The sequence below is a fragment of the Thalassotalea montiporae genome, from assembly GCF_053485855.1.
The window spans coordinates 102,967-129,924 of record NZ_JBQRUO010000006.1 but is presented as its reverse complement, the minus strand read 5'-3'; the positions used below and the strand labels follow the sequence as shown (position 1 = coordinate 129,924).

Genomic DNA, 26,958 nt, shown 5'->3' with positions numbered 1-26,958 from the left:
AAAGCAACATAAGAACTAATAAATAAGACGCTATTGCGCAGTATTGCTCACCGCTGAGCGACCGTGCATTAAACAAACTTGCAACCACTCTTTTAAAAACGCATTAACTTGCAATTTTTCATCTGGCAGTAACATTAAATCATTCGGGTAATGATACTTAGGCTGAATGTTGCGAATAGCTTGGCTACTGATGACCTCTGCAGCTTGTGCATCGTGATACAAACGGATCATCATCTTAGGAGCGAGTAAATTATCTAGGCCAGAAAAATCAAACTGCTGAACTTGCTCAACCGTAATAAGTGACGTGTACTTGGTAACTTCTTTAACCGTAATAGCATAGTGCAGCTTATCGGCGATAAAAAACTCTCTGACCTCTCCCACTTCTTCCTTATTTGCCAGTAACTTTAGCGCCAGCATATAGTTGACAGCACATAGCTCCATCAAACTGGGCAAGTTAGGGCGATAAGCAGGTTTTGCTGATGCATTAGTTGAGGTCATTGATATTCCAGTGGTTAACAAGCTGTTGCGCGTTTAATGCCAGCCACTGTATACCAATGATGGTCATCGCATTGTTAATTGTACCATCATTTACTAGAGCGAGCGCATCAGTAAGCGATAAGACGTGTACTTTTATATCTTCGCCTTCGTCATCTAGCCCATAAACGCCGCCAAGGTTTTCACTGTCGATTGGCGCAGCAAATAAATGAATTTGCTCAGAAGTACCACCCGGTGATGAAAAATAACTGGTGAGGTGAATAAGTTGCTCTTGCGATAGATTAAGGTTCGCTTCTTCTTTTGCTTCGCGCACTGCAACTTCCTCTGGCGCTTCGTCTTGGCCGAACATGCCCGCAATAAATTCAATCAACCACGGATTTTCTGCTGAACGCAGCACCCCTGCTCGGAACTGTTCAACAACAACGATTGAATTGTTTTTGGGATCAAAAGGTATCACCGCAACGGCATCACCTCGTTCAAAAATTTCACGAGACAAAACTTTGCTTTCACCACCATTAAACAGTTGATGACTCACTACGTATTCATCAATGCGAAAAAAGCCTTGATAACGGCATCGCTGCTCGTGCAAGTTCACATCGCATCTATCGTATTGATGAATTTTGTTTTTAACTTTCACGCGAAATATCCTATCATTCCACTGTTTAATAATATTTTGTTACATAAGCATAACACTGGTAAACACTTATTTGTTTCAGTTAGTTATTTAAGCCTAGTACCATATCCGGCTTACAAGAATAAGAGTAAATCGCACACTAAGGAATTGCTTGCCCATGAAAAAAACACTAACTTCCCTGGTTGTAGGGATGTCACTTGCGATGAGCGCGACATCAGCATTTGCTGATGACCTAATGCAAGTCTACCAACAGGCACTAACTAATGATCCTGTGCTACTAAAAGCCGCTGCGCAATTTGAAGCATCAAAAGAAGGCATTGAACAAGCTCGTGCGGTATTGCTACCACAGATCAGTGCAACTGGCTCATATACAGAAACCGATGTAGACAATATTGCTCGTCAAAATAACGGTTTTGGTATTCCTGCGGGCGCAGTATACACCGCTGAGAATGACAACATTTCGTACGGTGCTAGCCTTAGCATGCAACTTTATCATCACGATACTTGGTTGCGTTTAGACAATGCCGAAAAATCAGCGCACCAAGCTGACCTTGCTTATCAAATCGCGCAACAAGATTTAATTATCCGCGTGAGTGAAGCCTACTTTAATTTACTAAGCGCAAAAGACACCTTAGAGTTTGCTGAAGCGCAAAAAGTCGCTATTGAGCGTCAACTTGAACAAACCAAGCAGCGCTTTTCGGTAGGCTTAACTGCCATTACTGACGTGCACGAAGCACAAGCGCAATTTGATGACTCTGTAACTCAGGTAATTCGAGCTCAGAACGATATCTACAATGCGGAAGAAGCGATTCGCGTATTAACGAACGTGTACCCGCGCGATATTTTCGTGCTGAATACAGATCGTTTTTCTGCCTCTCGCCCAATGCCAGACAGTGCGAACGAGTGGCAACAAACAGCAGAAGCGAAAAGCTTAGATATTATCTCGCAGAAAGTATCTGTTGATATTGCCAAAGAAAATATCAATATTGCCCGTTCTGGTCACTACCCAACACTTGATTTATCAGGTCGATACTCAAATTCAGAAGACACATTCCGCTTGCCGAATATTCCAGAAATAGAAGATCCTGATTTAGATACCAAGTCGATTGGCATCACGTTAACTGTGCCTATTTACTCAGGTGGTGCAACATCAAGTGCTGTTCGTCAAGCACAGCACAACTATGTTGCCGCGAGCCAAGATTTACAATTTGCATACCGCGATACCGTTCGCAACACACGCAACGCATACAACACAGTAATTGCAGGTGTATCGGCTATTAAGGCACTTGAACAGTCAGTATTAAGTGCGGAAAAAGCATTAGAAGCGACAGAAGCTGGCTTTGAAGTGGGAACGCGTACTATTGTTGATGTGCTAAACAGCACGCGTAATCTGTACGATGCTAAGCGTAACTTATCAAGCACGCGCTACCTATACATCAACTCAATTCTTGCGTTAAAACGTGCCGCAGGCACATTAACAGGCAAAGATTTGAAAGATATTAACGCCGGTTTAGCCGCAGAAGCAGCAAAATAAAGCGCTCTACTTGATGATAAATAGTAAAAAGGCAGCTTAGGCTGCCTTTTTCGTATCTGGAATTCTGCGGTTACGCAGTTTTGCGGTTATACCAATTGAATTAATTAGTTGATCAATTATGGCGTAGGAAAAAGGTTCATAAACAAGGCGTTATTTCTTGTTAACTAGTTGTTCTAATTTCAAAAATAACAACGCAGTTTATGGGCGTTTTAACCAGCCAGAATGATCAAGTATTTATTGAAATTGGTATTATTAGTCTTCTAACCTAATGGTATTGATTATCTCTGTGGTTGAGATGCCTTGCTCAAAGTTAAGTACTTTAACTTCACCGCCATTGGCAATAACTTCTTTGCCGCCGGCAATGTCTTCAACTTTATAATCGCCGCCTTTAACTAAGACATCTGGCAAAATATTAGCAATTAAACGTTGAGGTGTATCTTCCCCAAATTCAACCACCCAGTCTACCGCGCCTAACCCGGCGAGAACCGCCATACGGCGATCACTTGGGTTAACCGGTCGGCCAACACCTTTTAATGCTGTTACTGACGCATCGCTATTAACCGCAACAATCAATCGGGTACCAAGCTCTTTTGCATTGCCGAGGTATGACACATGACCGGCATGCAAAATATCAAAGCAGCCATTGGTCATAATGATTTTTTCACCACGCGCCTTCGCTGCCTTTACTGCGATCGCCAATTGCTCTTCAGTTACGACACCGTAGCCACTTTCTTGACCACCATGTGTTGCGGCAAGTAACTCAGCTTCGCTCACGGTTGATGTGCCTAACTTACCAACTACAATACCCGCTGCTAAGTTGGCTAATGCTGATGCTTGGGTCAAGTGCGCTTGGCTCGCAACTGCAAGTGCTAACGTGGCAATAACCGTGTCACCAGCACCCGTCACATCATATACTTCACGGGCAAGCGCAGGTAAGTGAAACTCTTCACAGTCTTTGCGAAGCAGTGTCATCCCTTGCTCACTGCGAGTAATAAGCAGCGCATCTAATTCCAAGTCAACAAGCAACTGTTGACCTTTATCAACGATGGCTCGTTCGCTATCGCAAACACCAACAATCGCCTCAAATTCAGACATGTTAGGCGTTAACATTGTGGCGCCGCGATATTTATTAAAATCGCTACCTTTCGGGTCAACTAATACGGGAATATTCTTATTCTTGGCGAGCTGAATAAGCTGTTGAACATCAGACAAGGTGCCTTTGTCATAATCAGACAGCAGTAAGACATCGTGATCCGCCAGCTTAGCGTTAATTAATTCATGAAGTGCTTGTTTATCAAGCGCTGCCATCGATTCTTCAAAGTCTAATCGGATAAGCTGTTGACTACGGCTTACCACACGTAGCTTAGTAATCGTTGGCGCTGAGCTTTGCTCGGCAAAAGCACAGTCAACATTCACAGCAGATAAATGGCTATTTAGCGTCTGCGAGGCTTCATCTTGTCCGGTAATCCCAGCTAATGTCACTGAGCCCCCTAACGAAGCGATGTTTAACGCTACGTTAGCAGCACCGCCCGGACGGTCTTCATGTTGATTAATTTTAACCACAGGAACTGGCGCTTCTGGAGAAATACGCTGGGTTGAACCTTGCCAGTATCTATCTAGCATAATATCGCCTGCAACTAGCACGCGCGCTTTGGCAAAGGAAGGAATATCTACTTTCATCCTGACTTCCAAAATATGTATAATGCCAATAGTTTATCATGCCTAGAATGTATCCCGTGAGCAAAAATAAAATATTACAGCCGAACTTTAAACTGTCTTTTTTCCTACCTAAATATTGGCTCACATGGATTGGCGTATTGGTGATGTACGCTATTTCTTGGCTACCTTATAAATTGCAGCTCGCACTGGGCAAGCAACTTGGCCGTTTACTCTATAAAATTGGGGGCAAACGCAAACATGTTGCCCAGCGCAATTTGGCATTATGTTTTCCTGACATGCCAGAAGAAGAACGCCAACAAGTCCTTAAAAAGAATTTTGAAAATACAGGAATTGCCCTGCTTGAAACGGGCATGGGCTGGTGGTGGCCAGATTGGCGGGCAAAACGCAAAGTCAAGGTTGTCGGCCTTGAACACTTAGAAAAAGCTCAACAACAAGGTCATGGCGTGTTACTGCTAGCGATGCATTATCTCAGCGTTGAGATTTGCTGCCGAGGGGTTGGTTACACTCACCCTATGGTGGTATTTTATCGCGCTCACAACAACGCTTTAATGGAGTATTTTCAATACCGTGGTCGTGGCCGCTCAAACAAATACATGCTAAGCAAGCGTGATATTAAAGGCTTAATTGGCGCACTTCACGAAGGCGAAACTTGTGTTTACTTGCCAGATCAAGACTACGGTAAAAACCGTAGCTTGTTTGTACCATTTTTCAGTGTGCCTGACGCTGCAACAACAACAGGTACATTGATTTTTGCTCGCCAACCAAATGTTCAAACGCATATGGTTATTCCGACAAGAAACGACGACGGCTCAGGCTATACCATTGAAATTACACCTGCGCTGAAAGACTTTCCAACCCAAGATGACGTTGCTGATGTCACGCGTGTCAATCAAGAATTAGAGCAAGCTATTAGCCGTAAACCCGAGCAATATATGTGGCTACATCGCCGCTTTAAAACAAGGCCAGATGAAAATTCGCCACCGCTCTATTAACAGTATTCAACCTGCTCATTTTTAGAGAAAATTGTATAAATTTTGATTTTTCAGTATGGTTATATTGAGTTGCACTTGATATATGAATGAATAATCAATGAATTTTTGGATCCGTAATGGGCTTTTTGCCATTGTGCTTTCTGGCTTAGCCTACTATTTATTGGCTAACCACGAGCTTATTGCCTCGCTTGGTGATAGCTTTGCGGAATCCGAACCTGAGCAGGTAAAACCGGCTGAGGCAGCAGCCCCCGCTGAAGCATCACAGGTGACTGAGCCACCACAACACGCGAAAAAACCATTAACCAACTCAAAAAACAAAGCAGCAGAGGGCTTGTCACGCTTCTACGCCAGCATCCAAGGTCCCGACGAGAAAGGCAGCGGACCGAAAATTAGAAATAATGTGGTATATCTTCCCGAACCACGCGGCGATCTAGAAAAGATTTTAGAAGCCAAAACCGTAATCACACGACCATTAAAAAAAGATTGGCAAGGCTCAACAGAGTCACGCCCCTTTAGAACTGGCTCAACACTTTTTCAAAAGCTGGTTGAGTATGCAGAGCAAGATGGCCTAGAAGTTATGTGGCGATTAAACCGAGATTTAGTCATCAAAGATCCATTTCGCATCAACAAAGAAATTTTGGCGACCGCATACCAAGTAGGTAATGCGATTAGCGGCCACTTTCCTGAAGGCGTAGACGTATACTTTTGCTACCAGCAGCGTACGATTGTGTTCCAAACAGGCCCACAAGACTACCTTGCTAAAAAATGCCGACTACTCAGTTCAACAGGTAATATCAGCAATTCCCGTAGCTACTATTAAAGATGAGTTACTGCCACTGCCGATAATGTGTAAGTCATTAGGGAACTCTGATGCTTAGCTTTGTTTATTCCATAAAACGTTGCCAAATCTGTGCAACTGAGCCTGCCATCTGATTAAACATTGCTTGTGATAGCTGAGCTTTACCGTCTTGTAATACTGCCCGATGGCTAGCATTGCGAAGCTGGCAATAGCTATCAATTAAGTGCTGAGCCGACTCGTCAGACACTACCCCCACTTTCGCTAGCCCTTCAATAATTCGAATATTGTCTGAAAATTCCGTTAGCTGTGGATATTGCCCACTAAATCTCAAGACTAAATATTGCGTTAAAAATTCAATATCTACCAAGCCACCGTGACCGTGCTTGATATCGATACATTGCCCTGACGATGTATCAATGTGTTTACGCATTTTCTCGCGCATCTCGACAACTTGCTTTTTCAATTCACCGTTTTCTCTAGGATTAGTTAATACCCGTTTTCGAATAGCGGAAAAATTATCTCTAATATCGTCATGACCATAAACCATGCGGGCTCTGACCAAAGCTTGATGCTCCCATGTCCAAGCTTCAGTTAGCTGGTAGTCAGCAAATGAGTCGATGTGAATCACTAATACGCCGGAATTACCAGACGGCCTTAAGCGCATATCAAGTTCATACAAAATGCCGCTACTCATCCGAGTATTGAAAATATGCATCACTTTTTGCGCCAACTTCACGTAAAACTGGCTAGCAGCAATTTCCCGTTCACCATTGGTGGTATCGTTAAGTGGACAATCGTGAACAAAAACTAAATCTAGATCTGAGCCATAGCCTAACTCAATGCCGCCCATTTTGCCGTAGCCAAGTACGGCAAATCCTTTGTGGTTAGTACCTAAGGTAGATTTGGGTTGGCCAAAACGCGCTGTTAATTGATGCCAAGCCTGTTGAATTACCTCGCCAATCGTAGCTTCTGCTAAGGCTGTTAAGTGGTCGCTTACTTTCATTAGCGGTAACACACCGCTGATATCCGCAGCAGCGATACGCAGTTGTTGCGCTTGTTTAAATTGCCGTAAGCCATTCATTTGGCTTTCAACATCATCTTCTGGAATACGCAACATGGCTTGTTGTAATTCATTGGCATAGTCAGCCAACGCTGGCGGGTTATGCAGTAGCTTAGGGTCAATAAGCTCATCTAACAATATTGGAAATTTCGCAATGTAATCACTAATCCAGTGGCTTTGCTGGCACAAACGAATTAAGTGGATAAGTGCGCCGTCGTTTTCATAAAGCAGTTCAAGGTAAACCGTTCGACTCGCTACTTTTTGGATAATTTGCAATACCCTAGGCAGCACTACCTCATAAGCATTCTCGTAAGCGTTCTCGTATGCATTGTTACTATGTAGGTGAAACAAGACACGTGGCATGAGTTTGTCTAAGACCACTCGACCTCGTTGACCAATAGGCTGCTTCTCTAACTCTTGCTTAAATTCGTATAACGTTTGCCAAATACCGTCTTTTTGCCAATTTGAAGCAATCGCTTTTTGCCAGGTGAAGTCGTCAGTATCATGCCAGCTATCGTGCCAAAGCGTTTGCCACTGGGCTTCAATATCTTCATGATTGGGAGCTTCTTCTCCAATCAGCTGATTAAACTCATCGTGCACATAGCCTAGATGCGCATTGAGCCTAGTTAAAAACTCCTGCCAAGTATCAATGCCAAGCACGTGTAATAATCGCGCTTGATCAAGCTCACCATCAGGTAGTGTTTGAGTTTGCTGGTCGTCTAACGCTTGAATCACATTCTCGACACGGCGCAAAAACCGATAAGCATTGGTCAGTACGCGGGCACTTTCCGGCGGCACTATTTGATGCTCAACTAGCAGTGGCAATACGGTCAAAAGATTACGCTGCTGAAGTTCTTTGACACGACCACCGCGGATTAACTGAAAAACCTGAACAATAAACTCAACTTCGCGAATTCCACCCGCTCCCAGTTTAATATTATTGGTTAATTGCTTGCGCCTAACTTCACGGCTAATCATCAGTTTCATTTTGCGCAAGCTTTCGATGACACTAAAATCGATATAGCGGCGATAGACAAACGGGCGCAATAACTGCGAAAGCTCTTGGTGATGTTCGCCCTGACCTATTGGCCGAGCTTTGAGCATGGCGTAACGTTCCCAATCTCGACCTTGATCTTGGTAGTAGTCTTCCAGTGCAGAAAAACTTAGTACCAGTGGCCCACTTTCACCAAACGGGCGCAGTCGCATATCCACGCGATACACAAAGCCATCGGCTGTTTGCTGATCTAAAGCTGCAATGAGTTTTTGCCCTAGTCGTGTGAAAAACGTTTGGTTGTCTAACGATTTTCGAGCGCCACGCGTTTCACCAGCTTGAGGATAAGTGAAAATAAGGTCGATATCGGAAGAAAAGTTGAGTTCACCGCCACCTAATTTTCCCATTCCGTAGACAAGCAACGTTTGCTGATGACCATCAACGCCATAGGGCACGCCCCAGCGTTCTTGGCAAAAAAGAGTAAGCCAGTTAAGCGCCGATAAAATCAGCGCATCGGCTAGTTTGGTTAGGCGAGCAAGTGAGACATCAAGATCAGCATGCCCAACCATATCTGACACGGCAATATCGACCATCGCCTGTTGGCGAAATTGGCGCAGCACTCGATGCAAGCAGGCTTCGCTGTCGCACTCTCGCAGTAAGTTGGCGAGTTGCTCCTCATAATCGGGCACATGACTGTCAGTGAAATCTCGCTCGGTAAACAACTGAACAATAGCCTCAGGCTGTTGCTCAAATGCACGAAAAACAAAATCGCTCAGCGTGACTGCTTCCATTAAATTTGCCACCGCATTGCTATCAAGCGGTTCAATGTAGTTTTGATAGTCATCAACTAAATGTTGGTTTCGCTTTATAGCAAGTGCAGCTAATTCATCAAAATGTGTATTTATGATCGGCAGATTTGGCATACATTTCCCTTCAACATCGCCCGAAGTAGCGTGGTTGGTTATCGAGCGCTCAAGTCTTAATCGTTAGAAACTTTTTGAAAGATATTGGCATAAAAATAATGTTTCAATAAACAACGGATAAGATTTAGCATAACAAGTATGGACTGGACTTATTCTAGGTCATAAAACTATTACGATCGGCTATTGAGTCAAAGGATATCGCTATGTCTACAACAAGGCATAAGAGTAACCTTGAGCAGGGTTTCAATAGACATATTATGTCATAGATGTTATTAATGAATGATAACCATAGCATTTTTAAGGATGAGATGGCACAAATGCAAATCACCAAAACCTTAGTCTTAGCATTCGTTTTGCTGCTGAGCGCCTGTGGCGATCCAGTACAAGAGCAAATTGATGCACAAATTCCTTTAACTGAACAGCGTGTTCAACAACTTGGCGACATGCTTGATAGTGGCCAAATACGCAATGCTAAATTTATCACCCAATACGCTGATACCGTGGCAAAAAAATCGCCACAGTTACTTAGCATTGTTGATGAATTTCGCAAAGACGCCACTTCCAGTGGCCCGTTATACCAAGCACTGCTTGAACGCGTTGATTTGGTAAAAACACAGCCGCAAATGTTTGCTAACAAACAAGCGCGATTTGAAGAGCTTTTGAACATCTATCAGGCGGCTGATCCTATCCTATATTCTGATGCGCTTAGTGACCCTCTTAATGTTTTAGCAGATATGTCTGACGGTGAGTTACCGCGCGTTAACTCGATGTCAAAAGCGCAAAGTATGGCTGCGAATAATGCACAAGACTTTGGCGTTGGTGAACAGCTTATTGGCAACCCAGCATACGGACAATGGCAAACCGATAGTAATGGCATGTCGTTCTGGGCTTGGTATGGTGTTTATCGCCTGCTTGACGATGTGTTAGATATCGATCGTAAGCGTCGCGGTAAAGTGTATTACAGCCGTTGGGGAAAATCGCGAAATTATAGTTACTACCACGATTATGGTCGTACCCGATATAGCTCTCCGACTCAGCTGAGCAAGCAAACGCAATTAGAGACTCGTACTCGTAAGTCATTTGAAAGCCGCGGTCAACGATTCACTAGCGCTTACGGTAAAAATCGCAGCGGTGCATCAGGTGTTTCGAGCCAGAGTAAAACGGCACAAGCTAGTGCTTCACGATTTTCATCAAACAACACTAATAAAAGTAAATTTGCTAAGTCATCAAGCACCACTTCAAAAAGCAAATATAGTAAAAGTAATGCCAGTTTCAGAAACAGCAGCAGTAGTACATCACGCGGATTTCGTCGCGGTAAATAAGAATTAGGAGAATAAAAATGTTAAACACCTTATTAGAAATTACTGCGTTGAATTCGAATTTAATGACATTCCTCGCCGTTGATATTGCCATTGCCATTGTCTTGTTGAGTGCGATGCGCTTCGTTTCTGGCGTAACGGCTAAAGTTAACACTACTGACGAATTGGCTAAGCAAGATAACTTTGCCTTTGGTATTAGTGTCGCTGGCTCAATTGCCGCTCTGGGGATTGTGTTAACTGGCGCGATTACTGGCGAGGCAGCCGAAAGCTTAACGATGGAAGTTATTGGGATGACTTCTTATGGCATTTTCGGCTTAGTATTAATCAAAGTTGGCCGACTTATTCACGACAAATTTGCACTCAATCAAATTGACAAAACAGAGCAAATAAAGGCTGCAAACATCACTGTTGGTATTGTTGACGCTGCCGGTGCCATTGCAACTGCGATTATCATTAAAGCGGTTCTGATTTGGGTTTATGGCTTAGATGTAAACACCTTTATCGCCATCTTCAGTGGCTTTGTTGTTTCACAGGCAGTGCTGATTATCGCGACGCGTATTAAAGAGCGTCAATATGCCAAAAACAACCAAGGCGACTCAATGCAACAAGCCTTTGCCAACGGTCAGGTAGCGCTTGCAATTCGCTATGCAGGTCAAGTCATTAGTACTGCACTTGCCGTGACCGCCGCGAGTTACTTCTTTAGCTATAGCCCGGAAACGCTGGTCGTCAATTTAGCTGGCTGGTTAGTGTTTGGTATCTTAATGACGTTATTGGTTACCCTACTTACCTTTATCGCCAAAAAGTTAATTTTATGGGGTATTAACCTTGTTGAAGAAGTTGATCAGCAGCACAACATTGGCGTTGCTGCAATTGAAATGGCGATTAGTATTTCAATTGCGATGATTTTAACTGGCCTAATGGCCTAACACTGTTTCACAAGTAGCCATTAATACTTGTGATGGCGGTATGATTGAAGCTTATAAAAGTTAACGGTACCAAAGTTAACATTACCAAATCGGGCAATCATACCGTCAGCAACTCACGGTTTATCACATGAACAATACTCGTCGTCTATTACTTGACGACACAATCCTTATTCTAACCATGGCTGTGCTTGCTGGCTGTGGGCTTATCTATGAATACCTACTCTCCCATTACGCGGGCCGTGTACTTGGTGTAATGGAAAGTACTATCTACACCATGATTGGTTTGATGATAGTTTCAATGGGATTAGGTGCCTTCGCGGCGCGTAAAATATCCTGCCCGTTTAATGGGTTTGTCTGGCTTGAAGCCATTATCGCCCTACTCGGCTGCAGCGCGATTTTATTAATTGGCGGTGCTATTGCCGCCACGCAATTACTGCCTCAATTGATTGCTGACACTTTCTTGTTACCACCTGACGCCATGCCACGTGGTGGATTATTTCAATCACTAAGCTGGCTCGCGCTCAAGCTTCCTTACATTTTTGGTGTGCTACTAGGCTTTTTCATTGGCATGGAAATTCCACTGATCGCCAAAATTCGCGAGCATGTGCACCAAAAACACCTACAACATAACTTAGGCACAATATACGGCGCCGATTATATTGGTGCAGGCATAGGCGCAGCGATTTGGGTTATTTTTTTACTTGCGATTGATATCAGCAAGGCTGGCGCGCTGACCGCGGCATTAAACCTATTGGCTGGAACCGTCTTTATTACGCGCTTTTGGCAGCAATTAAAATGGCGAAAGGTTTTGGTAAGTTTGCATGTTTTATTGGGTATTATCATGATGGTTGTCTACCAGTTTGGTAACGGCTGGCTTAATCAGATGAACAACCTACTTTATCTCGATAAGGTCGTTTATACCGATAAAACCCGTTACCAGCAGTTAACCTTTACCGAACGTAATATGGGTTTGGATAATGAGTCGGTCATTAGCTTTTACCTTAACGGTCGCCTGCAATTTTCGTCTATTGATGAAGACATTTATCACGGCTACTTGGTCTACCCTGTCATGGCAAGCTCAGCGCGTACTGATAAAGTATTAATCATTGGTGGCGGTGATGGGCTAGCCTTGCGAGATGTACTCAAGTGGGGCGCAAAAGAAGTCACTTTAATTGACTTAGATGAGCAGTTACTCGATATTTTTGCTAAGCCGAATGAACACCTGCCTGCACCGCTTGCCAGCAAGCTCACTCAACTTCATCAGGGCAGCCTAACTGATGACAGAGTAACACTGATGCCTGCAGATGCCTTTATTGCCATCGACCAACTTATTGCTAGTCGCCAGCACTTTGATGCTATTTTGGTAGATTTACCTGATCCAAGCCACCCTGACTTGAATAAGCTTTATTCCGTTAACTTTTATGCGCGGCTTAACCAATTGCTCTCTAGCGACGGGGTTATTGGTGTGCAATCAACCAGCCCTTATCATGCAAAAGCTTCTTTTATAGCTATTGGCAATACGTTGAAGGCAGCTAACTTTCTACATGTTGAGCAATACCATGACAATGTGCCTAGTTTTGGCGAATGGGGTTGGAGTATTGCATCAAAAGCTGGGCTTTCACCTTCACAGCGACTGAACCAGCTAACAGATTTACCTATTGAGCATAACTGGCTTACGCTCCCTTTGATTCTTTCATCATTTAATTTTCCGCAGGGATTTTATGATGAGCAAGAGCAGTATGGCATCAATTATCTGGGCAGCCATACGATATACCAATTGCATCAACAGGCATGGAAAGATCAACAAGGCATTGTCCAGTAATACGTTATTTAAAGGCTATCTAAAGATATTTTCATTTTTTGGAAAGCCTATATTTAACAAACAAAGGTAATAAAAAGTAAAAACTTCACCGTAGCTGCTTGACATATTATGTCTGAGTGCTACATTAACAACCAATGACATATTATGTCGTTTAGCAATTAGTGCCGATATCGCCACTTTGCTACTTAGTTAACATGAGGATAAACATGAATATACATAAGATAGCTGATCACTTAAATGCGCTAGCAGACAACTCTGAAACCGGGATGGTTTTTGATTGCCAGCCTATTTCAGGTGATGTTGATGTGCTGCAAATAACTGTTGAAGGTCGTGAAGAGTTACCTATTTTTGTATCGGTAACCGATGATCAAATTCTTTGCATTACCTACCTTTGGGGTAACGACGAAGTTAAGCAAAACAAAATCGCTGATATGCACACCGCTATGTTAGAAATGAGCATTCCAATGCCATTGTCTTCGTTCTCAAAAATTGGCGATAAGTACGTTATTTTTGGCGCCTTATCAATCGGTTCAACGTTTGCAGACATTGAGCACGAGCTAGCCGTTTTGAGTAACAACGCTATCGAAATTATCGACGATATGAGCGACTACCTAGTTTAAATTTGACCATCATTGAGGAGCAATTTTTATGAGTATTTTTAAGAAAATTATGACAGCGATCCGTGGTGGTGCTACGGAAGTGGGTGAAGCAATTGTTGATGCCAATGGCACTCGAATCTTTGAACAAGAAATTCGCGATGCGGAGCACCATTTAACAAAAGCTAAGCGTGACCTAACCAATGTGATGGCGCAACAAATGGCAGCAAGTCGTGAAGTTGAGCGATTAAACCGTGAAGTTACCGAGCATGAAGGCTACGCTGCACAAGCACTTGAGAAAGGTGACGAGTCGTTAGCGTTAGCAGTTGCTGAAAAAATTGCGAGTTTAGAAACTGAACTTAGCTCGCAGCAACAAGCGTTAACAAGCTTTGAAACCAATGCTAATCGCTTAAAAGAGCTAGTTCGTAAGAGTGAACGCCAAATTCAAGAGCACAAACGTCAATTGTCTATGGTAAAGACGACTGAAAGTGTACAAAAAGCCACTTCAGCCATTACCGATAACTTTTCGTCAAGCAATTCTAAGTTATTGAATGCTAAAGACTCATTAGAGCGCATTAAAGCTAAGCAACAACAGTTTGACGACAAGATGAAAGCGGCTGAAGCGCTTGAAGCGGAAACCGGCGACGGCTCGCTAGAAGCACAGCTGAAAGCAGCGGGTATTGGTGCTGCCGATAACAACGCAAGCTCAGTGTTAGATCGTATAAAAGCGAAACAAAACAAAAGCTAATTGCGCGAGTGTTACCCAACCAACTCAGTCTGTCTTGTCGTTCCCCCTGCGACTTGTTAGGCTGAGTTTTCTTGTTTCTAGATTAGGTGTTCAATCGCGCCTAACGTGTGCAACAAGAATACCGGCAAAGAACAAATAACTGGAACTACCATGAGTTTTATCAAAAAGCTATTTGGCAACGAAGAAAAGCAACGTGCCGTTACCCATGTTAAAGACTTACAATTAAATGACATGATTGCCATGTCAGACAGCTTTGGTTTGCCAAGCTTATTGCGTGACCAACAATTTCAAGTGACCGCCATTAACTGTTACGAGTTTGAGCATCGCACACAAACAGAGTGGGTACTCACTGGCCAAAGCGATGTCGAACTATACCTGTCTCTCGAGGCAGATGATAAAACCTACCTAAAATTCTCACTTAAAATTGCCGACAACGACGTTGAAACCTTGTTTGATTTAGACCAGTTTTCAACAGTATTTGATGAACCTGGCCAAGCGCGACTTGAACGACAACAAGACTCAACACTCAGCCTAGATTGGAGTGATAGCCAATACCAACAACAAGCGTTCGCGCAAGTGGGCTATTTCCACCGTAAAGACAATCGCGTGGGCAATCTAAGCCAATATGAAGGTAGTGATAGCGGCGAGCAATTTGAACTTTATACCTTGTACAATCAAGATGAAGATAAAGGTATTGATATTGAAGTATGGCAAGATGGTGATACCGATGTTTTCCTGACGCTATTTCGTCCTGTCACGGATATTGTCGATATGTACCCTGGGAGTTAACCATGTCACGTAAAATACCAGATAAATGGCAATCATCCGTTAAAGCCATGAAGGCCGTTCAGGTGGCCTTTGATATGGATGAACAATTTCAACTAGCCATACGCCGTGAAGCACTTGATGCTGGCCTTAGCCCGTCAGATCAAATTCGTACTATTCTTGGCCTACCAACAAGCAAGCGCCCTAAACGCCCAAGATTAACTGTAAGCTTATCGCCCGCTGACTACGAATTACTCGCTGAAAAATACGACTTAAATGCTGATCAGCAGCTAGAAATCAAACGCAAATTGATGGATGATTTAGTGATGTACGTTAAAAACCAACAAGATTAACCCACTAACATCATGATTGTGTTCAAATCTATTATCGAAAAATCTGGCTTTTACAATATCGACGAATATGGCGTTAAAAATTATAACCTGGGTGTTATCAGCCTATTTGCCATAGCACTATTTATCTCCTTAACCTTAAGCTTTGGCTACATCACCTATCAGGCGGAATTCGGCCAAGATGGTGCAACTATCGCTGATTATGCCGATGCTGTCTGGTTAATGTTAATGGCCTCTTCAACGATTGGTTTTGGCGGTGAATTACCAGTTACTGTGCTCGGCAGAGCCATGGTCTTTTCCATGTTTGTCTTAGGCGTCGGTATTCTGGGTTTGCTTGGTGGTGTTTTTGTCCAAAAAGCCTTTGGGTTTTCAGACACGAACATTAAAAATCGCGAGCTGAGAAAACAAAACCAAGAAATTCTCGCTAAGGTTAATGACCTTGAACAAAAAATTGATCAATTGTTGACAGCTCAGCGCCAGCAATAAGCTTTTACTTAATCGCGTTGTCTCCCAAAGCAGCGCGCTCTGCATCCTATTCACCACCTTAAAACATAGCTTTAATGAATAGCTTCGAAGTACAAGCAAAGTCTAAGCTTACCTGACTAAGCTACTCACTTGGCGAGTATTTCAAGCTATGCCATACTCACTAAAGTTGCTAGTAAAATACCTAGCAACACAATAAGAAAGTGTAATAAGAATAAAAGGGAAGCTTATGAATAAATTCACATTAATTGCTGGCGTAACCGCTGTCTTAGGCTTATCAGGCTGCGCTAACAATAGTCAGCTCGATCAAATGTCTAACCAAATCGACCGATTGTCTAATCAAGTTAGCAAGCTATCGCGTGAAGTCGACAACTTAAAGACGCGCCAGCAACAACAAAACCGTAAAATTACTGAAGCTAACGAACTCGCTAGCCAAGCGAATGAGCGCGTTAACAATATGGTTGCCACGTTCAAGAAGTAACTGTTCGAAAAATAAATTTTCGCCGCTCTAGCAATTAGTCGGCAGCTTGCTGTACTGCCGATTTAGCTTTTTCAACGCGAATGACTAATCCTGATGGCTTCTCGAAATCTGCCCGATAACGTTCTATTTCGCTTTCCCCAATAAACTTTACTAACCTTTGCCAACCATCTGCATTTTGCTGTGCAGTTTGCTCCGAGGTAAGCGCTTGGTGTACTTCAAAAAGTTTCAGTCCAGGCTTTTCGTAAGACATTTTTATCGGCTGATCGATTATCTTAACTTGTGTGTTAAGCGGTACATTTTCAAATAGCCATTTAATATCATCGTCATACATGCGAATACAGCCTGAGCTTGCACGAGTACCTATGCCAAAGCGTTGGTTTGTGCCGTGAATTAAAAATTCACTTGTAGCTAGGCGTAACGCATATTTACCAAAAGGGTTGTTTGGTCCTGGTGGTATTTCGTCCGCTAAAATAACACCTTTTTCGGCAAGGTAACGGGCCTTCATTTCTTGTGTTGGACGCCAAATTGGATCTTTTCGCTTCTCACCGATATAACTCGTTAAATTTGGTGTAGCCAAGCCTTTACGGCCAATTCCGACAGGAAACACATGAACACGATTTAATTCCGGTTGGAAATAATACAACCTTAATTCCGGCAAGTTGATAACAATCCCCTTGCGCTCAACAAATGGGAGCAATAACTGTGTCGGAATATGGATACTGGCTTGGCTTTGTGCTTTTTTTTCTGATTGGCTTACGGCCTGTTCTGCTGATTGCTGAGCGCTAACCAATGTATCGGAAGGTTTTTGATAAGTAAGAAATGGGTCAACACCTGGATTTGCTGCAATCAAGGCAAGAAAGCCAACATTATATTGCTCTGCTAATCGCTGAAAATAGTCACCGCGTTCAACGGTATGTTTAGTTGGCTCGCCGATAAGGCGCTGATGGGGTGGTGGTAAAGGGTAAGCTTTAGCGAAAGCTAACTTAGCTGTTATCAGGAAACAAAGTAAAGCGGTAAGAGGGCTATATATCCATGGTTTAATCATAGTGTTTTGAATACCCTCTCCTTGCTGATTCAGTTCAATAACCGCTTTTTCACTAGTTCGCCATTTGCCGCTGTGTTAGTCGTTATGTTTGTTGTTATCAAGTCACGGTTATTAAAACTATTAGGCCAGTTGATCCGAATATAACAACCTATAGCTTCAATAACTTGTGCTGATTTTACAGCCAGTATGGCTCAACTTTAACGGCCGCTTGGTATGACTGATTAATCACTTGCAGCAGGTTATCAACTTTTGTGTTGAGCCAACGATTGAGCTTTTGCGAGCTTTGCTCGATACCGTTAAGCTGCTGTTGCAACAGATTCAATGTCGCCAACTCTTCAATGCCATTAAACACATCCAGCCAAGTGCGGCGGTATTCGGTTCGGCTTGCTTGTTCATACAGTGCACCGAACCAACTACCTGTGTGCAAACTAGAAAATAGGTGTTTTTGAATCACTAAATATTCTTGTGCCGTTAACTGTAATTTATTGCCACACACATCTTTAATGGCCGTTAAATTAGTACTCAGTTTGGTTTTAGCATGCTCTGATAAAGAGCGTGTTTTATCTACTGGCTTAACCACGGGCTCCAAAACGTATTTCAACAAATGCAACTGAAGCAAATTAAATGTCGCCGACATTAGTTCTTGTTGAATCGCTTCTTCACTTGGGAACTGGCTGCGCTCTATTTTTAAGGTAGACACCAACTGATTGCTGTACTCGAGTTTTTTGCGGTAATTGCCTGACTTCAGTGTTAAATCGTTGATATGAATAGCCGTTTCAAGCCAACTTAAACTGTCTATTGCGTGTTTCAACAGCGTATCGAATTGTTCAAATTTAGCGGATTCAATTAAGTTCTGATGTAAATGCAATCCTTGCTGAATAAAACTCAATGCTTCAAATACTTGTTTCACATGAGCCAATTCTGTTACCGCCAACGATTGCGCAATCGCCTTTTGCAAGCAATTTAAGCCATGCTCTAAGCCAATAACCATGGCTTTTTCAACAGATAGCTCCGGATTTAGCGGCACTTGAAAACTTATCGTTTCCTCACTTTTTAGCGCAGCCTTTTCTTGCCACAACATATAACCACGCGCCGCTTTACTTAGACGGCCAGAGGTCAGTTGAAATGACTGACAAAGCAGTTCGGCAAGCACAAAAATCGCATCTCGCTCGCCACTAACCAGCTCTAATTCCATTTCATTAATCGGAAGCATTTGCTCTTTTGCACTAATTTCGCCGCGGTCATAAGCCACTTCAATGACTGAACCACTAACTTCAACCTGCCAACTCGTGCGATGAAAATTCGTGGTAAATATTGCCACTAGTTGATTTTGAAGCTCCGTAACATTGGCAGTTGCAGGCCAAATATCACTTGGAAATAAGGCTAACTCAGGAATATTTTGCTCAATGGCGACGTTATATTCGGGGCGCTGATGTAATCCACCAACCACGATTCCGGCAGTTTTTATTGTCTGCTCAGTATAATCATCGGCTTTGCGCACGCGCAGGCCAAAGTCAAACTCGCGTAATGTTCGTTCATTAGTATCAAAGTAAGTATTACTTAACTGGCGTGACGCTTGGGTGAAAGTAAGTTGGTGTTGATTAAGTAGTTGAGTAAATTGGCTAACGACATTGTCGTCGCTAACTAAATATTTAAGCTCGATTTCTGTGGACATGTATTTGTTGTTGGGACACCTAGCTATTCGCAAGCTGATATGGATGTCCTTGTGAAAAACCAGAAAATTAGATTACAAAAGCGCCATTTAACAAGCAAGTTATTTCTCAGCTACGCATGGCTAATTGGTGTCGAAATAAACGAAAAATCCACGGAAGTTGTGCAATTGGTGCTTATTCCTCAAATTACAGCACTCTGGCTTGCGCTCTTGTTCACAAAGCCCTAATATCGTGAGCATCTTTGGGAAAGTCTTTCAATCGGTATCGCATGGGGAAATTCATTAAGCTGGCTAGTGCAGCTTTAATTGCAGTGTCTTTAACTAGTTTTGCTCAACAAGCTACTCCTGAGCTTGAAGACGGCTTTATTTCTGACGAACTTTTCATTTACATGCACTCAGGTGCTGGTAACAACTATCGCATAGTTGGCAGTATCAATGCGGGTTCACAAGTTAAACTAACGGGTGAAAAACTTAATGGTTATACCCAGATTGTTGACGATAAAGACCGCACCGCTTGGGTTGAAGACAGATATGTTTCAAATAAGCCCGGCCTGCGCCATGTCGTAGCAGAGCTTAATGGCCAACTCGCTTCAACCGGTGAGCAAGAAGCCCAATTTCGAACACAAATTGCTGAAAGCAAAAAATTGCTCACTGCCGCCCAATCACAGAACACTGAGCTCACCAACAAGATCACGTCGTTAGAAAGCGAGCTAGCAAGCGCTCAAGCTAAACTAGAAACGCAAGATATGGACGTAATGAAGGAATGGTTTTTCAATGGTGGCATTGTGGCAGGGCTTGGCCTACTAGCAGGGTTATTTCTCCCTCAATTATTTGGTCGTCGCAAATCATCAATGGACAGCTGGAAGTAATATCAAGACTAGTTAAGTGTTGACTGCACCATATTAAAGCCTCAAGAAAGAGGCTTGTTGGTTTACGAAAATGCTGACGTTTCCTAGTTCGAAGAGCCAAATAAATTTGGTGCTAAATTAATTTAAGGCTTAGTTAATTTCAGACTTAGTTAATGTCAGGCTTAGCTGATTTCAGACTTGGTTAACTTCAAGCACAGTTAACTAAAGGTTTAGATAATAAGCATAAAATTACATTTAAGTTCAATAACTTAACCACCACAATCTGCTAGCAAAATACATTTATCTGAAACCGAAGCGAACTTACACGTTAATGGCTGGTCTATTGCAAGTGAATTTAACAATGATAGCAGTAACACTAGCAGCTAGAAGCAATTGAGTTATCCAAACTTTAGGTTGCTAGCTAAAGCCTAGTTGTAGCATTGACCGGAAACTGTAGTAATGCACATAATTTTTGATGTACTTCATCTCTATTACCTTCCTCAGTATTTACCTGTAGCCAAAGAACTTACTCAACGGGGTTGTTCCATTGAGTTTGTCTTCTACCACAGTACTCACGATACTGTGATCAAAGAAGTCATTGCCACCGAAGCGCTAAACGCACATTGGGTGAATGGGCAGCAAGAAGCAACCAATTTATATCTCGAAAAACAGGCTGACTGGGTCGTATTTGCGAACTCTTACCCGCATCTAGATCAAGTCCATCAGGTCAGTAAAACGGTTCAATTAGGTCACGGCATAGGTCCTAAGTCGAGCTACTACAAAAAATCTGATACCCCAACTACGGTAAGGTTTGTTGAGGGAGCTTATCGCACCCAACGATTCCAAGAGATGTATCCTGACGATACTTTTATTGATGTCGGTTTTGCCAAGCTAGATCCAATAATCAATGGCGAAAACGTAGGGTTTGACTTAGGTTCTCTTGGTTTAGACCCCAATAAACCGACCATAGCTTATGCACCAACATTCTACCCAAGCAGCCTTGAACTCTTTCCTAAACATTGGCCTACGTCATTTACTGATTACAACATCTTGATCAAGCCGCATTATTTTTCAGTTAGCAAGCCCAAATATAGCAAACATAAAAAGTTACTCGAGCACTGGGCGACATACGACAATGTATATCTCGCTAAGGTGTCTGATTATTGTTTGACTAGATTCCTAAGTACAGCCGACATTCTGATCAGCGATGCATCTTCCGCCTTGTTTGAATTTGCGGCACTCAATAAGCCGGTAATTTGGTGTGATTTCTTAAAGTTGCGTTGGGGCTACCGCGGCGTATTTAGCTACCGCTTCAAACGACGAATGGATGAAGATTACGGTGAATATGCAAGTATTGCTGCACACGCCGCAAAATACCGAGATGTAAAAAGCTTGGTAGACAGCCATGTTGCCAACCCAGAGCAACTCGCCCACGTTAGACTCTCATTGAGTGAAAAACTAGCCGGTAAGCTCGACGGCAAAGCTAGTTTGCGAATAGCCGACTACCTACTAAGCCACTAATTGCTGTGATAAACTGCCACACAATTTCGTAACGCCAACCAACAAAGAGGTCTCATGAAGAAGATTGGTTACACTACTGGTGTGTTTGATATGTTCCATATCGGTCATTTAAATGTACTAAAGCGCGCTCGATTGGAATGTGATTATCTTATCGTCGGTGTAACTAGCGATGAGCTCTCTTTGAAAGCTAAAAACAAACAGCCGATTATTCCGTTTAGCGAACGTATGGAAATTGTTGAGGCGATAAAATTCGTAGACGAAGTTGTTCCACAAACAAGCTATGACAAAATGGCAGCATGGAACAATCTAAAATTTGACATGATGTTTGTTGGCGATGATTGGCAAGGCACTGATAAGTGGCTCAAAATTGAAAAAGAGTTCAACGAAGTTGGCGTGGAAATCATGTATTTCCCCTATACAACGCATACCTCAAGCACGATCCTACGCGAAGCATTAGGCGACTTAGTAAAGTAAAATAAAGTAAACATATCTTATGCAATTATTCTCATCTCTAAAACATCAGGCTTTTTTGCTGTTTGCAGCAACCAGTTTTCAAGCGTTCGCCGGCCCTTGGGTAGATACCAATGATGCTTTTTTAAGAGAGAGTATTGAGCACCTAGCAGACGTCAACATTGTCACGACACCAACAACAACGTTTCCGTTGATGTGGCGCGACATTGCCAAAGATCTTGAACAAGCACCTCTTAATTTGATGGATGAACAAACACTTACAGCGTATAGCTACGTCAATCACCAGTTAAGGCTTGCCAAGAAAAATACGAAACGCATAGAGCTAAACCTTGCAACCAAAGACGCTCGTTTCACCAGTTTTGGTGATAAATACCGCGACAAGAATACCATTCAGATCCACAACTCCTTCATGACGGATCGATTTGCATTTAACTTTTCGCCGAAATACACATCATCACCGAGCGATGATGACAAAGTAACTTATGACGGTAGTTATGCGGCCGCCTTTATTGGCAATTGGGTAGTGGCCGCAGGCATGCAAGACAGATGGTGGGGGCCTGGCTGGGACACTAGTTTAAGCCTTTCCAACAATGCTCGCCCAATGCCAGCGCTATCACTTTCAAGGTTATCTGCCGAGCCAGTAACCGTGCCATTTACTGAGCATAACATTCCATGGACAGTAACCACATTTATGGGATTAATGAATGATGACCGTATCGTTGACGACACCTTGTTGTGGGGCTTTAGACTTAATTTTCGCCCAGCTCAAAACTGGGAAGTGGGTATTTCACGCCTCGCGCAATGGGCAGGCGACGGTCGACCTAGTGGTTTAGATACTTTTGTTGACGTTCTCGCAGGGCGCGATAACTGTGGTGGTGTAGGCCCTTCTGTTGAAGAGTGTGCTGCCGGTGAAGAACCCGGCAACCAGCTAGCGGGTTATGATATTCGATACTCAACTAAACTCTTGGATCACCCTGTGGCGCTTTACTTTACCGCCTTTGCAGAAGATGGTGATAGCAAAGGTGGCTTGAGTATCTTAGGTGAAGAGCGCTATCAAGCGGGCATAGATACGCGCACGACGGTATTCGGTAGAAACTGGCGTTTATTTGCAGAATGGACTGACACTTATGCAAAGTGTCGAGATGGTGTTAACGGTGATGGTACTTCGGCAATTGGCGATTGTTATTATGAACACCATATTTACCAAACAGGTGTTCGCTACAAAGGTCGAGTACTAGGTAACTTATATGAGAATGATGCAACTAGCATTGTTTTTGGCGCAATTTCGCAAGTCAATAACGACCTTGGCTACCAGTTCAAACTTCGCTGGCTAGAGCTCAACCAAGATAATAACGATAAAGCACCAAACAATCCGTTAATCGGTAACACCCTGACGCCGATAGCTGAAGATGTCGTGATGCTATCAGGCAAGGTGCAATATAGTTATCAAAACTGGCGCTTTACGCTAGACGCAGACGTCAGCCAATCAAGCTTTGAAAACGACATTGATGATGACACTAACGCTAACCTGTCAGTCAATATCGAGTTTATGCTATAGCGCATGCGCTAGCGACTATCTAAATATTTCCTAGCTATGACAACCTAGCGATTTAAAACTGCCGGTTAAAAAACCGGCAACACCTCTCTTTAGCAATGAATACCCATTGCGCTATAGCTTCCAATAGTTAAATTGCTTACGTATTTTGAACCGACGCAATAAATTTAACGGCTTTCGCTTAGCTGGCTTATGCAAACCAGCCAAACGCTCATCAACTGCTGCTAATACGCGTTCTGCCGACTTCCCATCCTCGTAGGGGTGAGTTTGTTGCTTATATTCGGCTATTTTGGTCACTAAGGGCTCAGGGTGAGTTAACGCCGTTTCAATATGCTGTTCAAGTTCAGTTGGGTTATCAAAATCAAGTAAATAATCTTTTGGACGAGCCGTTTTAAAAGTGACGACAGGCTTACCTAATAACAAAAACATAATCAGCACCGATGAGGTGTCACAGACCATAACATCTGCTTTTTGCAGTAATGGCAGCACATTATCGGTTTCAACAAATGTTAGGTGCTCGTTTTGAATGCCCTTGTATTGGTCAACGATCGCCTTGTCCATTTTCGGGTGAAATTGTACCAGCCAGTTCCAACGCCCTGTTTCGCTAAGTCTCTTTACTTGCTCAAATAAATGCGGCGCACAGGTGAAGTTTCGAGAAAACGTCGAGCACAATAAAACCGTTGGTTTAGCATTGACAACTGGCGTGTAATTATAGAGCGGATCAATCGCTGGCCAGCCTGTTTCAGCCACACTAAAGTGTTGATGTTTCTGTGCTAATTGAAGAAACGGTAAGGTAGTGTTTTCACCTTGCGTACAATACAAGTCAAAAAAACCTCTGATGTTAAAATGGCCTCGTTTATCCGACACTTTACCAGCGTTAAAACCATGAAAAACTTGCACTTTCAACCCAGGAATAAAGTCAGGAACAATATTCCCAGGCACGAATACCGCATCGGGCTGATACGCAATCACCTCCTCAACAGAACCTAAACGTTGCTCACCTTCTTCAAAGTAACTTTGGTTGACTTCATCGCCATGAACAAACCATTTTACGTCATCACCGCGTGCAAGAATTGCCGCTTGCAATGGTCTCAAAATCGCATACGAATAATTTTGAGCAATGTACAACAAATATTTTTTACGACGATTTGGGTTAGCACTCGAAGACTGAGTAGGCATATTTTCTTCAGAAGGTTTTGTTGGCATAAAAAGGCAGTAAGCGCTCCAGTTAACGCAAAACAGCGGATTTATCGCATTGTAATATATTTGTCATTAAAATCACTGTTCAAAAAACTTAAATTTAAAGCAAATTAGCTATTGACCTAGAGCACCATTGTACGTTACTAATAGCTGCACTGAATTTTGATGCAAGTTTTCAAGCTGAAATACGCATCAATATGCAAAAAAAGTAAATATTTAACAATTTGAGTTTACATTAGAAAACACCATGTTTAGCAACAACACAAACATCACCATTATTAAACTCCTCCTCGCCTTCACTGCGCGCGGATAGATTGTTATTACTTAACAGATAAAGCATAAAGTAAAGAACACATAAAACCCGCGCTACAATCCGCGGGTTTTTTTATGCCCGCCTGTTTAGCTTGATGGGGTTGCACAGCAACTAGAAACACAAACAAGGCAAAGGCCGATTAAGGATATAGAGGAAAGAATGATGGATAACAGAGTAATCATTTTTGACACCACATTACGCGATGGCGAACAAGCATTAACCGCCAGTTTATCCGTGCATGAAAAACTTCAAATAGCTCAAGCGATTGAGCGTTTGGGAGTAGATATTATCGAAGCTGGCTTCCCTGTTTCCTCACCCGGTGATTTCAACTCAGTGCAGCAAATTGCCAAAACGGTAAAAAATTCCATTGTTTGTGGCTTATCTCGTGCGGTCGAAGCCGACATTCAAGCTTGTGCCGATGCGCTAAGCGTTGCTGATCAATTTCGCATTCATACCTTTATTTCCACATCAGACGTGCATGTTCAACAAAAGTTACGTAAAGACTTTTCTGACGTCGAAGCCATGGCCATCCATGCGGTGAAATTTGCCCGTCGTTTTACTGATGACGTTGAATTTTCTTGTGAAGATGCTGGCCGCACGCCAATCGATAATTTATGTCGTATGGTTGAGCAAGCAATTAAAGCAGGCGCCAACACCATCAATATTCCTGATACCGTTGGCTACACCCTGCCCCATGAATTTGGCGGCATCATCGAAACGCTATTCAACCGCGTGCCCAATATCGACCAAGCGCGCATTTCTGTGCATTGTCACAATGATTTAGGTTTAGCCGTTGCCAACTCGATGGCGGCGGTGCAAGCGGGTGCACGTCAAATCGAATGTACTATTAACGGTATTGGTGAGCGTGCTGGTAACTGTTCGTTAGAAGAAGTGGCGATGATCATGAAAACCCGCGCCGATTTACTAGGCGTGCACTCAAACATCAACCACCAAGAGATCGCAAAAACTTCAAAGTTAGTTAGCCACTTGTGCAATATGCCAGTACAGCCGAACAAAGCGATTGTCGGTAGTAATGCCTTTAGCCATTCTTCAGGTATTCACCAAGATGGCATGTTAAAAGCATCTAACACTTACGAGATCATGACACCTGAAAGTGTCGGTATCGCGAAAACGAAATTAAACTTAACCTCACGCAGTGGTCGCCATGTAATTAAACACCGCATGGAGAGTTTAGGCTATCAAGCCGATGACTTTGATTTAGATACCTTGTACCAAGACTTCTTAAAATTAGCCGACAAAAAAGGCCAAGTCTTTGATGATGATTTAGAAGCCTTGTTATTCAATATTCAACAGCAAGATGAAAAAGAGCACTACCGCATCGAAAGCTTAAATGTGCAAGCGGGCAGCGGTCAATTTGCCACTGCTGGCGTGCAGTTAGCGATTGGTGATGAAGTATTTACCGAATCAGCAACCGGTAACGGCCCGGTTGACGCGTTGTACCAAGCAATCAAAAAGTGTATCGATGTTGATATTGAAGTGGCCGATTACAAAATCTCTAACAAAGGTGCTGGTGAAGACGGCTTAGGTGTCGCCAATCTAGTAGTCAATTGGCAAGCCCGTAATTTCCACGGCTATGGTATCGATACTGACGTCATTGAAGCGTCAGGCCAAGCACTGGTTTCAGCATTAAATGCGATTTATCGCGCTCAACAAATTCAAACGATTCGCGCGCAAAAAGCCAATCAAGAAGCTGCCGCAAGCGAAAGTAAATAAA

At 43.0% G+C, this 26,958-nt stretch carries 24 protein-coding genes; 17 read left to right on the top strand and 7 right to left on the bottom strand.

Annotation, left to right across the window (positions count from 1 at the left end):
* Positions 1–30: 30 nt before the first annotated feature.
* The gene (locus ACSLUR_RS15870; RefSeq protein WP_448556172.1) at positions 31–498 is read right to left on the bottom strand and encodes a DUF1249 domain-containing protein; all 468 of its coding nucleotides are present in this window, start codon (positions 496–498) and stop codon (positions 31–33) included.
* On the bottom strand, positions 485–1,132 hold the full coding sequence (locus ACSLUR_RS15865) for an NUDIX domain-containing protein (protein WP_448556170.1): 648 nt from the start codon (positions 1,130–1,132) through the stop codon (positions 485–487). Before ACSLUR_RS15865 ends, ACSLUR_RS15870 begins: the two co-directional genes overlap by 14 nt.
* 154 nt (positions 1,133–1,286) lie before the next feature.
* Between ACSLUR_RS15865 and tolC the strand changes: the two genes are divergently transcribed.
* On the top strand, positions 1,287–2,663 hold the full coding sequence (tolC, locus tag ACSLUR_RS15860) for an outer membrane channel protein TolC (protein ID WP_116001137.1): 1,377 nt from the start codon (positions 1,287–1,289) through the stop codon (positions 2,661–2,663).
* Between the two features lie 252 nt (positions 2,664–2,915).
* On the opposite strand, the gene hldE is transcribed toward tolC, so the two are convergent.
* A complete protein-coding gene (gene hldE, locus ACSLUR_RS15855) occupies positions 2,916–4,343 on the bottom strand; it encodes a bifunctional D-glycero-beta-D-manno-heptose-7-phosphate kinase/D-glycero-beta-D-manno-heptose 1-phosphate adenylyltransferase HldE (RefSeq protein WP_448556168.1) in 1,428 nt (475 codons plus the stop codon).
* 47 nt (positions 4,344–4,390) lie between these two features.
* Here hldE and lpxL point away from each other — a divergent pair, with 47 nt between their 5' ends.
* Positions 4,391–5,335: an LpxL/LpxP family Kdo(2)-lipid IV(A) lauroyl/palmitoleoyl acyltransferase gene (gene lpxL, locus ACSLUR_RS15850; RefSeq protein ID WP_448556318.1), complete on the top strand. Its 945-nt coding sequence runs from the start codon at positions 4,391–4,393 to the stop codon at positions 5,333–5,335.
* Positions 5,336–5,432: 97 nt separating this feature from the next.
* On the top strand, positions 5,433–6,155 hold the full coding sequence (locus ACSLUR_RS15845) for a TcpQ domain-containing protein (protein WP_116001140.1): 723 nt from the start codon (positions 5,433–5,435) through the stop codon (positions 6,153–6,155).
* A 64-nt stretch (positions 6,156–6,219) separates the two neighbouring features.
* Here the strand turns inward: ACSLUR_RS15845 and glnE are convergent, their stop codons facing one another.
* A complete protein-coding gene (gene glnE, locus ACSLUR_RS15840; protein WP_448556165.1) occupies positions 6,220–9,108 on the bottom strand; it encodes a bifunctional [glutamate--ammonia ligase]-adenylyl-L-tyrosine phosphorylase/[glutamate--ammonia-ligase] adenylyltransferase in 2,889 nt (962 codons plus the stop codon).
* Positions 9,109–9,383: 275 nt separating this feature from the next.
* On the opposite strand from glnE, the gene ACSLUR_RS15835 reads away from it, so the two are divergent.
* The 9 genes from ACSLUR_RS15835 to ACSLUR_RS15795 all read left to right on the top strand — a co-directional run bounded on the left by ACSLUR_RS15835 (position 9,384) and on the right by ACSLUR_RS15795 (position 16,598).
* Positions 9,384–10,430: a hypothetical protein gene (locus ACSLUR_RS15835; RefSeq protein ID WP_245961490.1), complete on the top strand. Its 1,047-nt coding sequence runs from the start codon at positions 9,384–9,386 to the stop codon at positions 10,428–10,430.
* 17 nt (positions 10,431–10,447) lie between these two features.
* Positions 10,448–11,353 carry a DUF350 domain-containing protein gene (locus ACSLUR_RS15830; RefSeq protein ID WP_116001142.1) on the top strand — a complete coding sequence of 302 codons (906 nt, stop codon included), beginning with the start codon at positions 10,448–10,450 and terminating at the stop codon, positions 11,351–11,353.
* Between the two features lie 127 nt (positions 11,354–11,480).
* Positions 11,481–13,175, top strand: a complete 1,695-nt coding sequence (locus tag ACSLUR_RS15825) for a polyamine aminopropyltransferase (RefSeq protein WP_448556162.1) — start codon at positions 11,481–11,483, stop codon at positions 13,173–13,175.
* 206 nt (positions 13,176–13,381) lie between these two features.
* Positions 13,382–13,795 (top strand): YjfI family protein, encoded by a 414-nt coding sequence (locus ACSLUR_RS15820; protein ID WP_448556161.1) that lies wholly within the window; start codon positions 13,382–13,384, stop codon positions 13,793–13,795.
* Positions 13,796–13,823: 28 nt separating this feature from the next.
* Entirely contained in the window at positions 13,824–14,519 is a 696-nt protein-coding gene (locus ACSLUR_RS15815) for a PspA/IM30 family protein (protein WP_448556159.1), read from the top strand.
* Positions 14,520–14,669: 150 nt separating this feature from the next.
* The gene (locus ACSLUR_RS15810; RefSeq protein ID WP_448556157.1) at positions 14,670–15,308 is read left to right on the top strand and encodes a hypothetical protein; all 639 of its coding nucleotides are present in this window, start codon (positions 14,670–14,672) and stop codon (positions 15,306–15,308) included.
* Between the two features lie 2 nt (positions 15,309–15,310).
* Positions 15,311–15,637, top strand: a complete 327-nt coding sequence (locus tag ACSLUR_RS15805; protein WP_116017336.1) for a hypothetical protein — start codon at positions 15,311–15,313, stop codon at positions 15,635–15,637.
* A gap of 12 nt (positions 15,638–15,649) precedes the next feature.
* A complete protein-coding gene (locus ACSLUR_RS15800; RefSeq protein WP_448556155.1) occupies positions 15,650–16,120 on the top strand; it encodes an ion channel in 471 nt (156 codons plus the stop codon).
* 226 nt (positions 16,121–16,346) lie between these two features.
* Positions 16,347–16,598 (top strand): Lpp/OprI family alanine-zipper lipoprotein, encoded by a 252-nt coding sequence (locus tag ACSLUR_RS15795; RefSeq protein WP_116001149.1) that lies wholly within the window; start codon positions 16,347–16,349, stop codon positions 16,596–16,598.
* A gap of 34 nt (positions 16,599–16,632) precedes the next feature.
* Here the strand turns inward: ACSLUR_RS15795 and ACSLUR_RS15790 are convergent, their stop codons facing one another.
* Both ACSLUR_RS15790 and ACSLUR_RS15785 read right to left on the bottom strand, forming a co-directional pair.
* Positions 16,633–17,643: a L,D-transpeptidase family protein gene (locus tag ACSLUR_RS15790; protein ID WP_448556152.1), complete on the bottom strand. Its 1,011-nt coding sequence runs from the start codon at positions 17,641–17,643 to the stop codon at positions 16,633–16,635.
* Positions 17,644–17,818: 175 nt separating this feature from the next.
* Entirely contained in the window at positions 17,819–19,318 is a 1,500-nt protein-coding gene (locus ACSLUR_RS15785; protein WP_448556150.1) for a CYTH domain-containing protein, read from the bottom strand.
* A gap of 266 nt (positions 19,319–19,584) precedes the next feature.
* Between ACSLUR_RS15785 and ACSLUR_RS15780 the strand changes: the two genes are divergently transcribed.
* From ACSLUR_RS15780 to ACSLUR_RS15765, 4 genes are all read left to right on the top strand, one after another.
* The gene (locus ACSLUR_RS15780) at positions 19,585–20,184 is read left to right on the top strand and encodes a TIGR04211 family SH3 domain-containing protein (RefSeq protein ID WP_448556148.1); all 600 of its coding nucleotides are present in this window, start codon (positions 19,585–19,587) and stop codon (positions 20,182–20,184) included.
* 438 nt (positions 20,185–20,622) lie between these two features.
* A complete protein-coding gene (locus ACSLUR_RS15775; protein WP_448556146.1) occupies positions 20,623–21,684 on the top strand; it encodes a CDP-glycerol glycerophosphotransferase family protein in 1,062 nt (353 codons plus the stop codon).
* 54 nt (positions 21,685–21,738) lie between these two features.
* Positions 21,739–22,158 carry an FAD synthase family protein gene (locus tag ACSLUR_RS15770; protein ID WP_116017324.1) on the top strand — a complete coding sequence of 140 codons (420 nt, stop codon included), beginning with the start codon at positions 21,739–21,741 and terminating at the stop codon, positions 22,156–22,158.
* A gap of 19 nt (positions 22,159–22,177) precedes the next feature.
* Positions 22,178–23,713 carry a capsule assembly Wzi family protein gene (locus tag ACSLUR_RS15765; protein WP_448556144.1) on the top strand — a complete coding sequence of 512 codons (1,536 nt, stop codon included), beginning with the start codon at positions 22,178–22,180 and terminating at the stop codon, positions 23,711–23,713.
* A gap of 111 nt (positions 23,714–23,824) precedes the next feature.
* Here the strand turns inward: ACSLUR_RS15765 and ACSLUR_RS15760 are convergent, their stop codons facing one another.
* Positions 23,825–24,889, bottom strand: coding sequence for a CDP-glycerol glycerophosphotransferase family protein (locus tag ACSLUR_RS15760; protein ID WP_448556316.1), 1,065 nt, complete (start codon positions 24,887–24,889; stop codon positions 23,825–23,827).
* 496 nt (positions 24,890–25,385) lie between these two features.
* Here ACSLUR_RS15760 and leuA point away from each other — a divergent pair, with 496 nt between their 5' ends.
* The gene (leuA, locus tag ACSLUR_RS15755) at positions 25,386–26,957 is read left to right on the top strand and encodes a 2-isopropylmalate synthase (RefSeq protein ID WP_448556314.1); all 1,572 of its coding nucleotides are present in this window, start codon (positions 25,386–25,388) and stop codon (positions 26,955–26,957) included.
* Position 26,958 lies beyond the last annotated feature (1 nt).

Excerpts from the sequence above, each read along its gene's own strand:
- ACSLUR_RS15870 (WP_448556172.1), bottom strand. The coding sequence starts at position 498 with ATGACCTCAACTAATGCATCAGCAAAACCTGCTTATCGCCCTAACTTG.
- tolC (WP_116001137.1), top strand. The coding sequence starts at position 1,287 with ATGAAAAAAACACTAACTTCCCTGGTTGTAGGGATGTCACTTGCGATG.
- hldE (WP_448556168.1), bottom strand. The coding sequence starts at position 4,343 with ATGAAAGTAGATATTCCTTCCTTTGCCAAAGCGCGCGTGCTAGTTGCA.
- lpxL (WP_448556318.1), top strand. The coding sequence starts at position 4,391 with ATGTATCCCGTGAGCAAAAATAAAATATTACAGCCGAACTTTAAACTG.
- ACSLUR_RS15845 (WP_116001140.1), top strand. The coding sequence starts at position 5,433 with ATGAATTTTTGGATCCGTAATGGGCTTTTTGCCATTGTGCTTTCTGGC.
- glnE (WP_448556165.1), bottom strand. The coding sequence starts at position 9,108 with ATGCCAAATCTGCCGATCATAAATACACATTTTGATGAATTAGCTGCA.
- ACSLUR_RS15835 (WP_245961490.1), top strand. The coding sequence starts at position 9,384 with ATGAATGATAACCATAGCATTTTTAAGGATGAGATGGCACAAATGCAA.
- ACSLUR_RS15830 (WP_116001142.1), top strand. The coding sequence starts at position 10,448 with ATGTTAAACACCTTATTAGAAATTACTGCGTTGAATTCGAATTTAATG.
- ACSLUR_RS15825 (WP_448556162.1), top strand. The coding sequence starts at position 11,481 with ATGAACAATACTCGTCGTCTATTACTTGACGACACAATCCTTATTCTA.
- ACSLUR_RS15820 (WP_448556161.1), top strand. The coding sequence starts at position 13,382 with ATGAATATACATAAGATAGCTGATCACTTAAATGCGCTAGCAGACAAC.
- ACSLUR_RS15815 (WP_448556159.1), top strand. The coding sequence starts at position 13,824 with ATGAGTATTTTTAAGAAAATTATGACAGCGATCCGTGGTGGTGCTACG.
- ACSLUR_RS15810 (WP_448556157.1), top strand. The coding sequence starts at position 14,670 with ATGAGTTTTATCAAAAAGCTATTTGGCAACGAAGAAAAGCAACGTGCC.
- ACSLUR_RS15805 (WP_116017336.1), top strand. The coding sequence starts at position 15,311 with ATGTCACGTAAAATACCAGATAAATGGCAATCATCCGTTAAAGCCATG.
- ACSLUR_RS15800 (WP_448556155.1), top strand. The coding sequence starts at position 15,650 with ATGATTGTGTTCAAATCTATTATCGAAAAATCTGGCTTTTACAATATC.
- ACSLUR_RS15795 (WP_116001149.1), top strand. The coding sequence starts at position 16,347 with ATGAATAAATTCACATTAATTGCTGGCGTAACCGCTGTCTTAGGCTTA.
- ACSLUR_RS15790 (WP_448556152.1), bottom strand. The coding sequence starts at position 17,643 with ATGATTAAACCATGGATATATAGCCCTCTTACCGCTTTACTTTGTTTC.
- ACSLUR_RS15785 (WP_448556150.1), bottom strand. The coding sequence starts at position 19,318 with ATGTCCACAGAAATCGAGCTTAAATATTTAGTTAGCGACGACAATGTC.
- ACSLUR_RS15780 (WP_448556148.1), top strand. The coding sequence starts at position 19,585 with ATGGGGAAATTCATTAAGCTGGCTAGTGCAGCTTTAATTGCAGTGTCT.
- ACSLUR_RS15775 (WP_448556146.1), top strand. The coding sequence starts at position 20,623 with ATGCACATAATTTTTGATGTACTTCATCTCTATTACCTTCCTCAGTAT.
- ACSLUR_RS15770 (WP_116017324.1), top strand. The coding sequence starts at position 21,739 with ATGAAGAAGATTGGTTACACTACTGGTGTGTTTGATATGTTCCATATC.
- ACSLUR_RS15765 (WP_448556144.1), top strand. The coding sequence starts at position 22,178 with ATGCAATTATTCTCATCTCTAAAACATCAGGCTTTTTTGCTGTTTGCA.
- ACSLUR_RS15760 (WP_448556316.1), bottom strand. The coding sequence starts at position 24,889 with ATGCCTACTCAGTCTTCGAGTGCTAACCCAAATCGTCGTAAAAAATAT.
- leuA (WP_448556314.1), top strand. The coding sequence starts at position 25,386 with ATGGATAACAGAGTAATCATTTTTGACACCACATTACGCGATGGCGAA.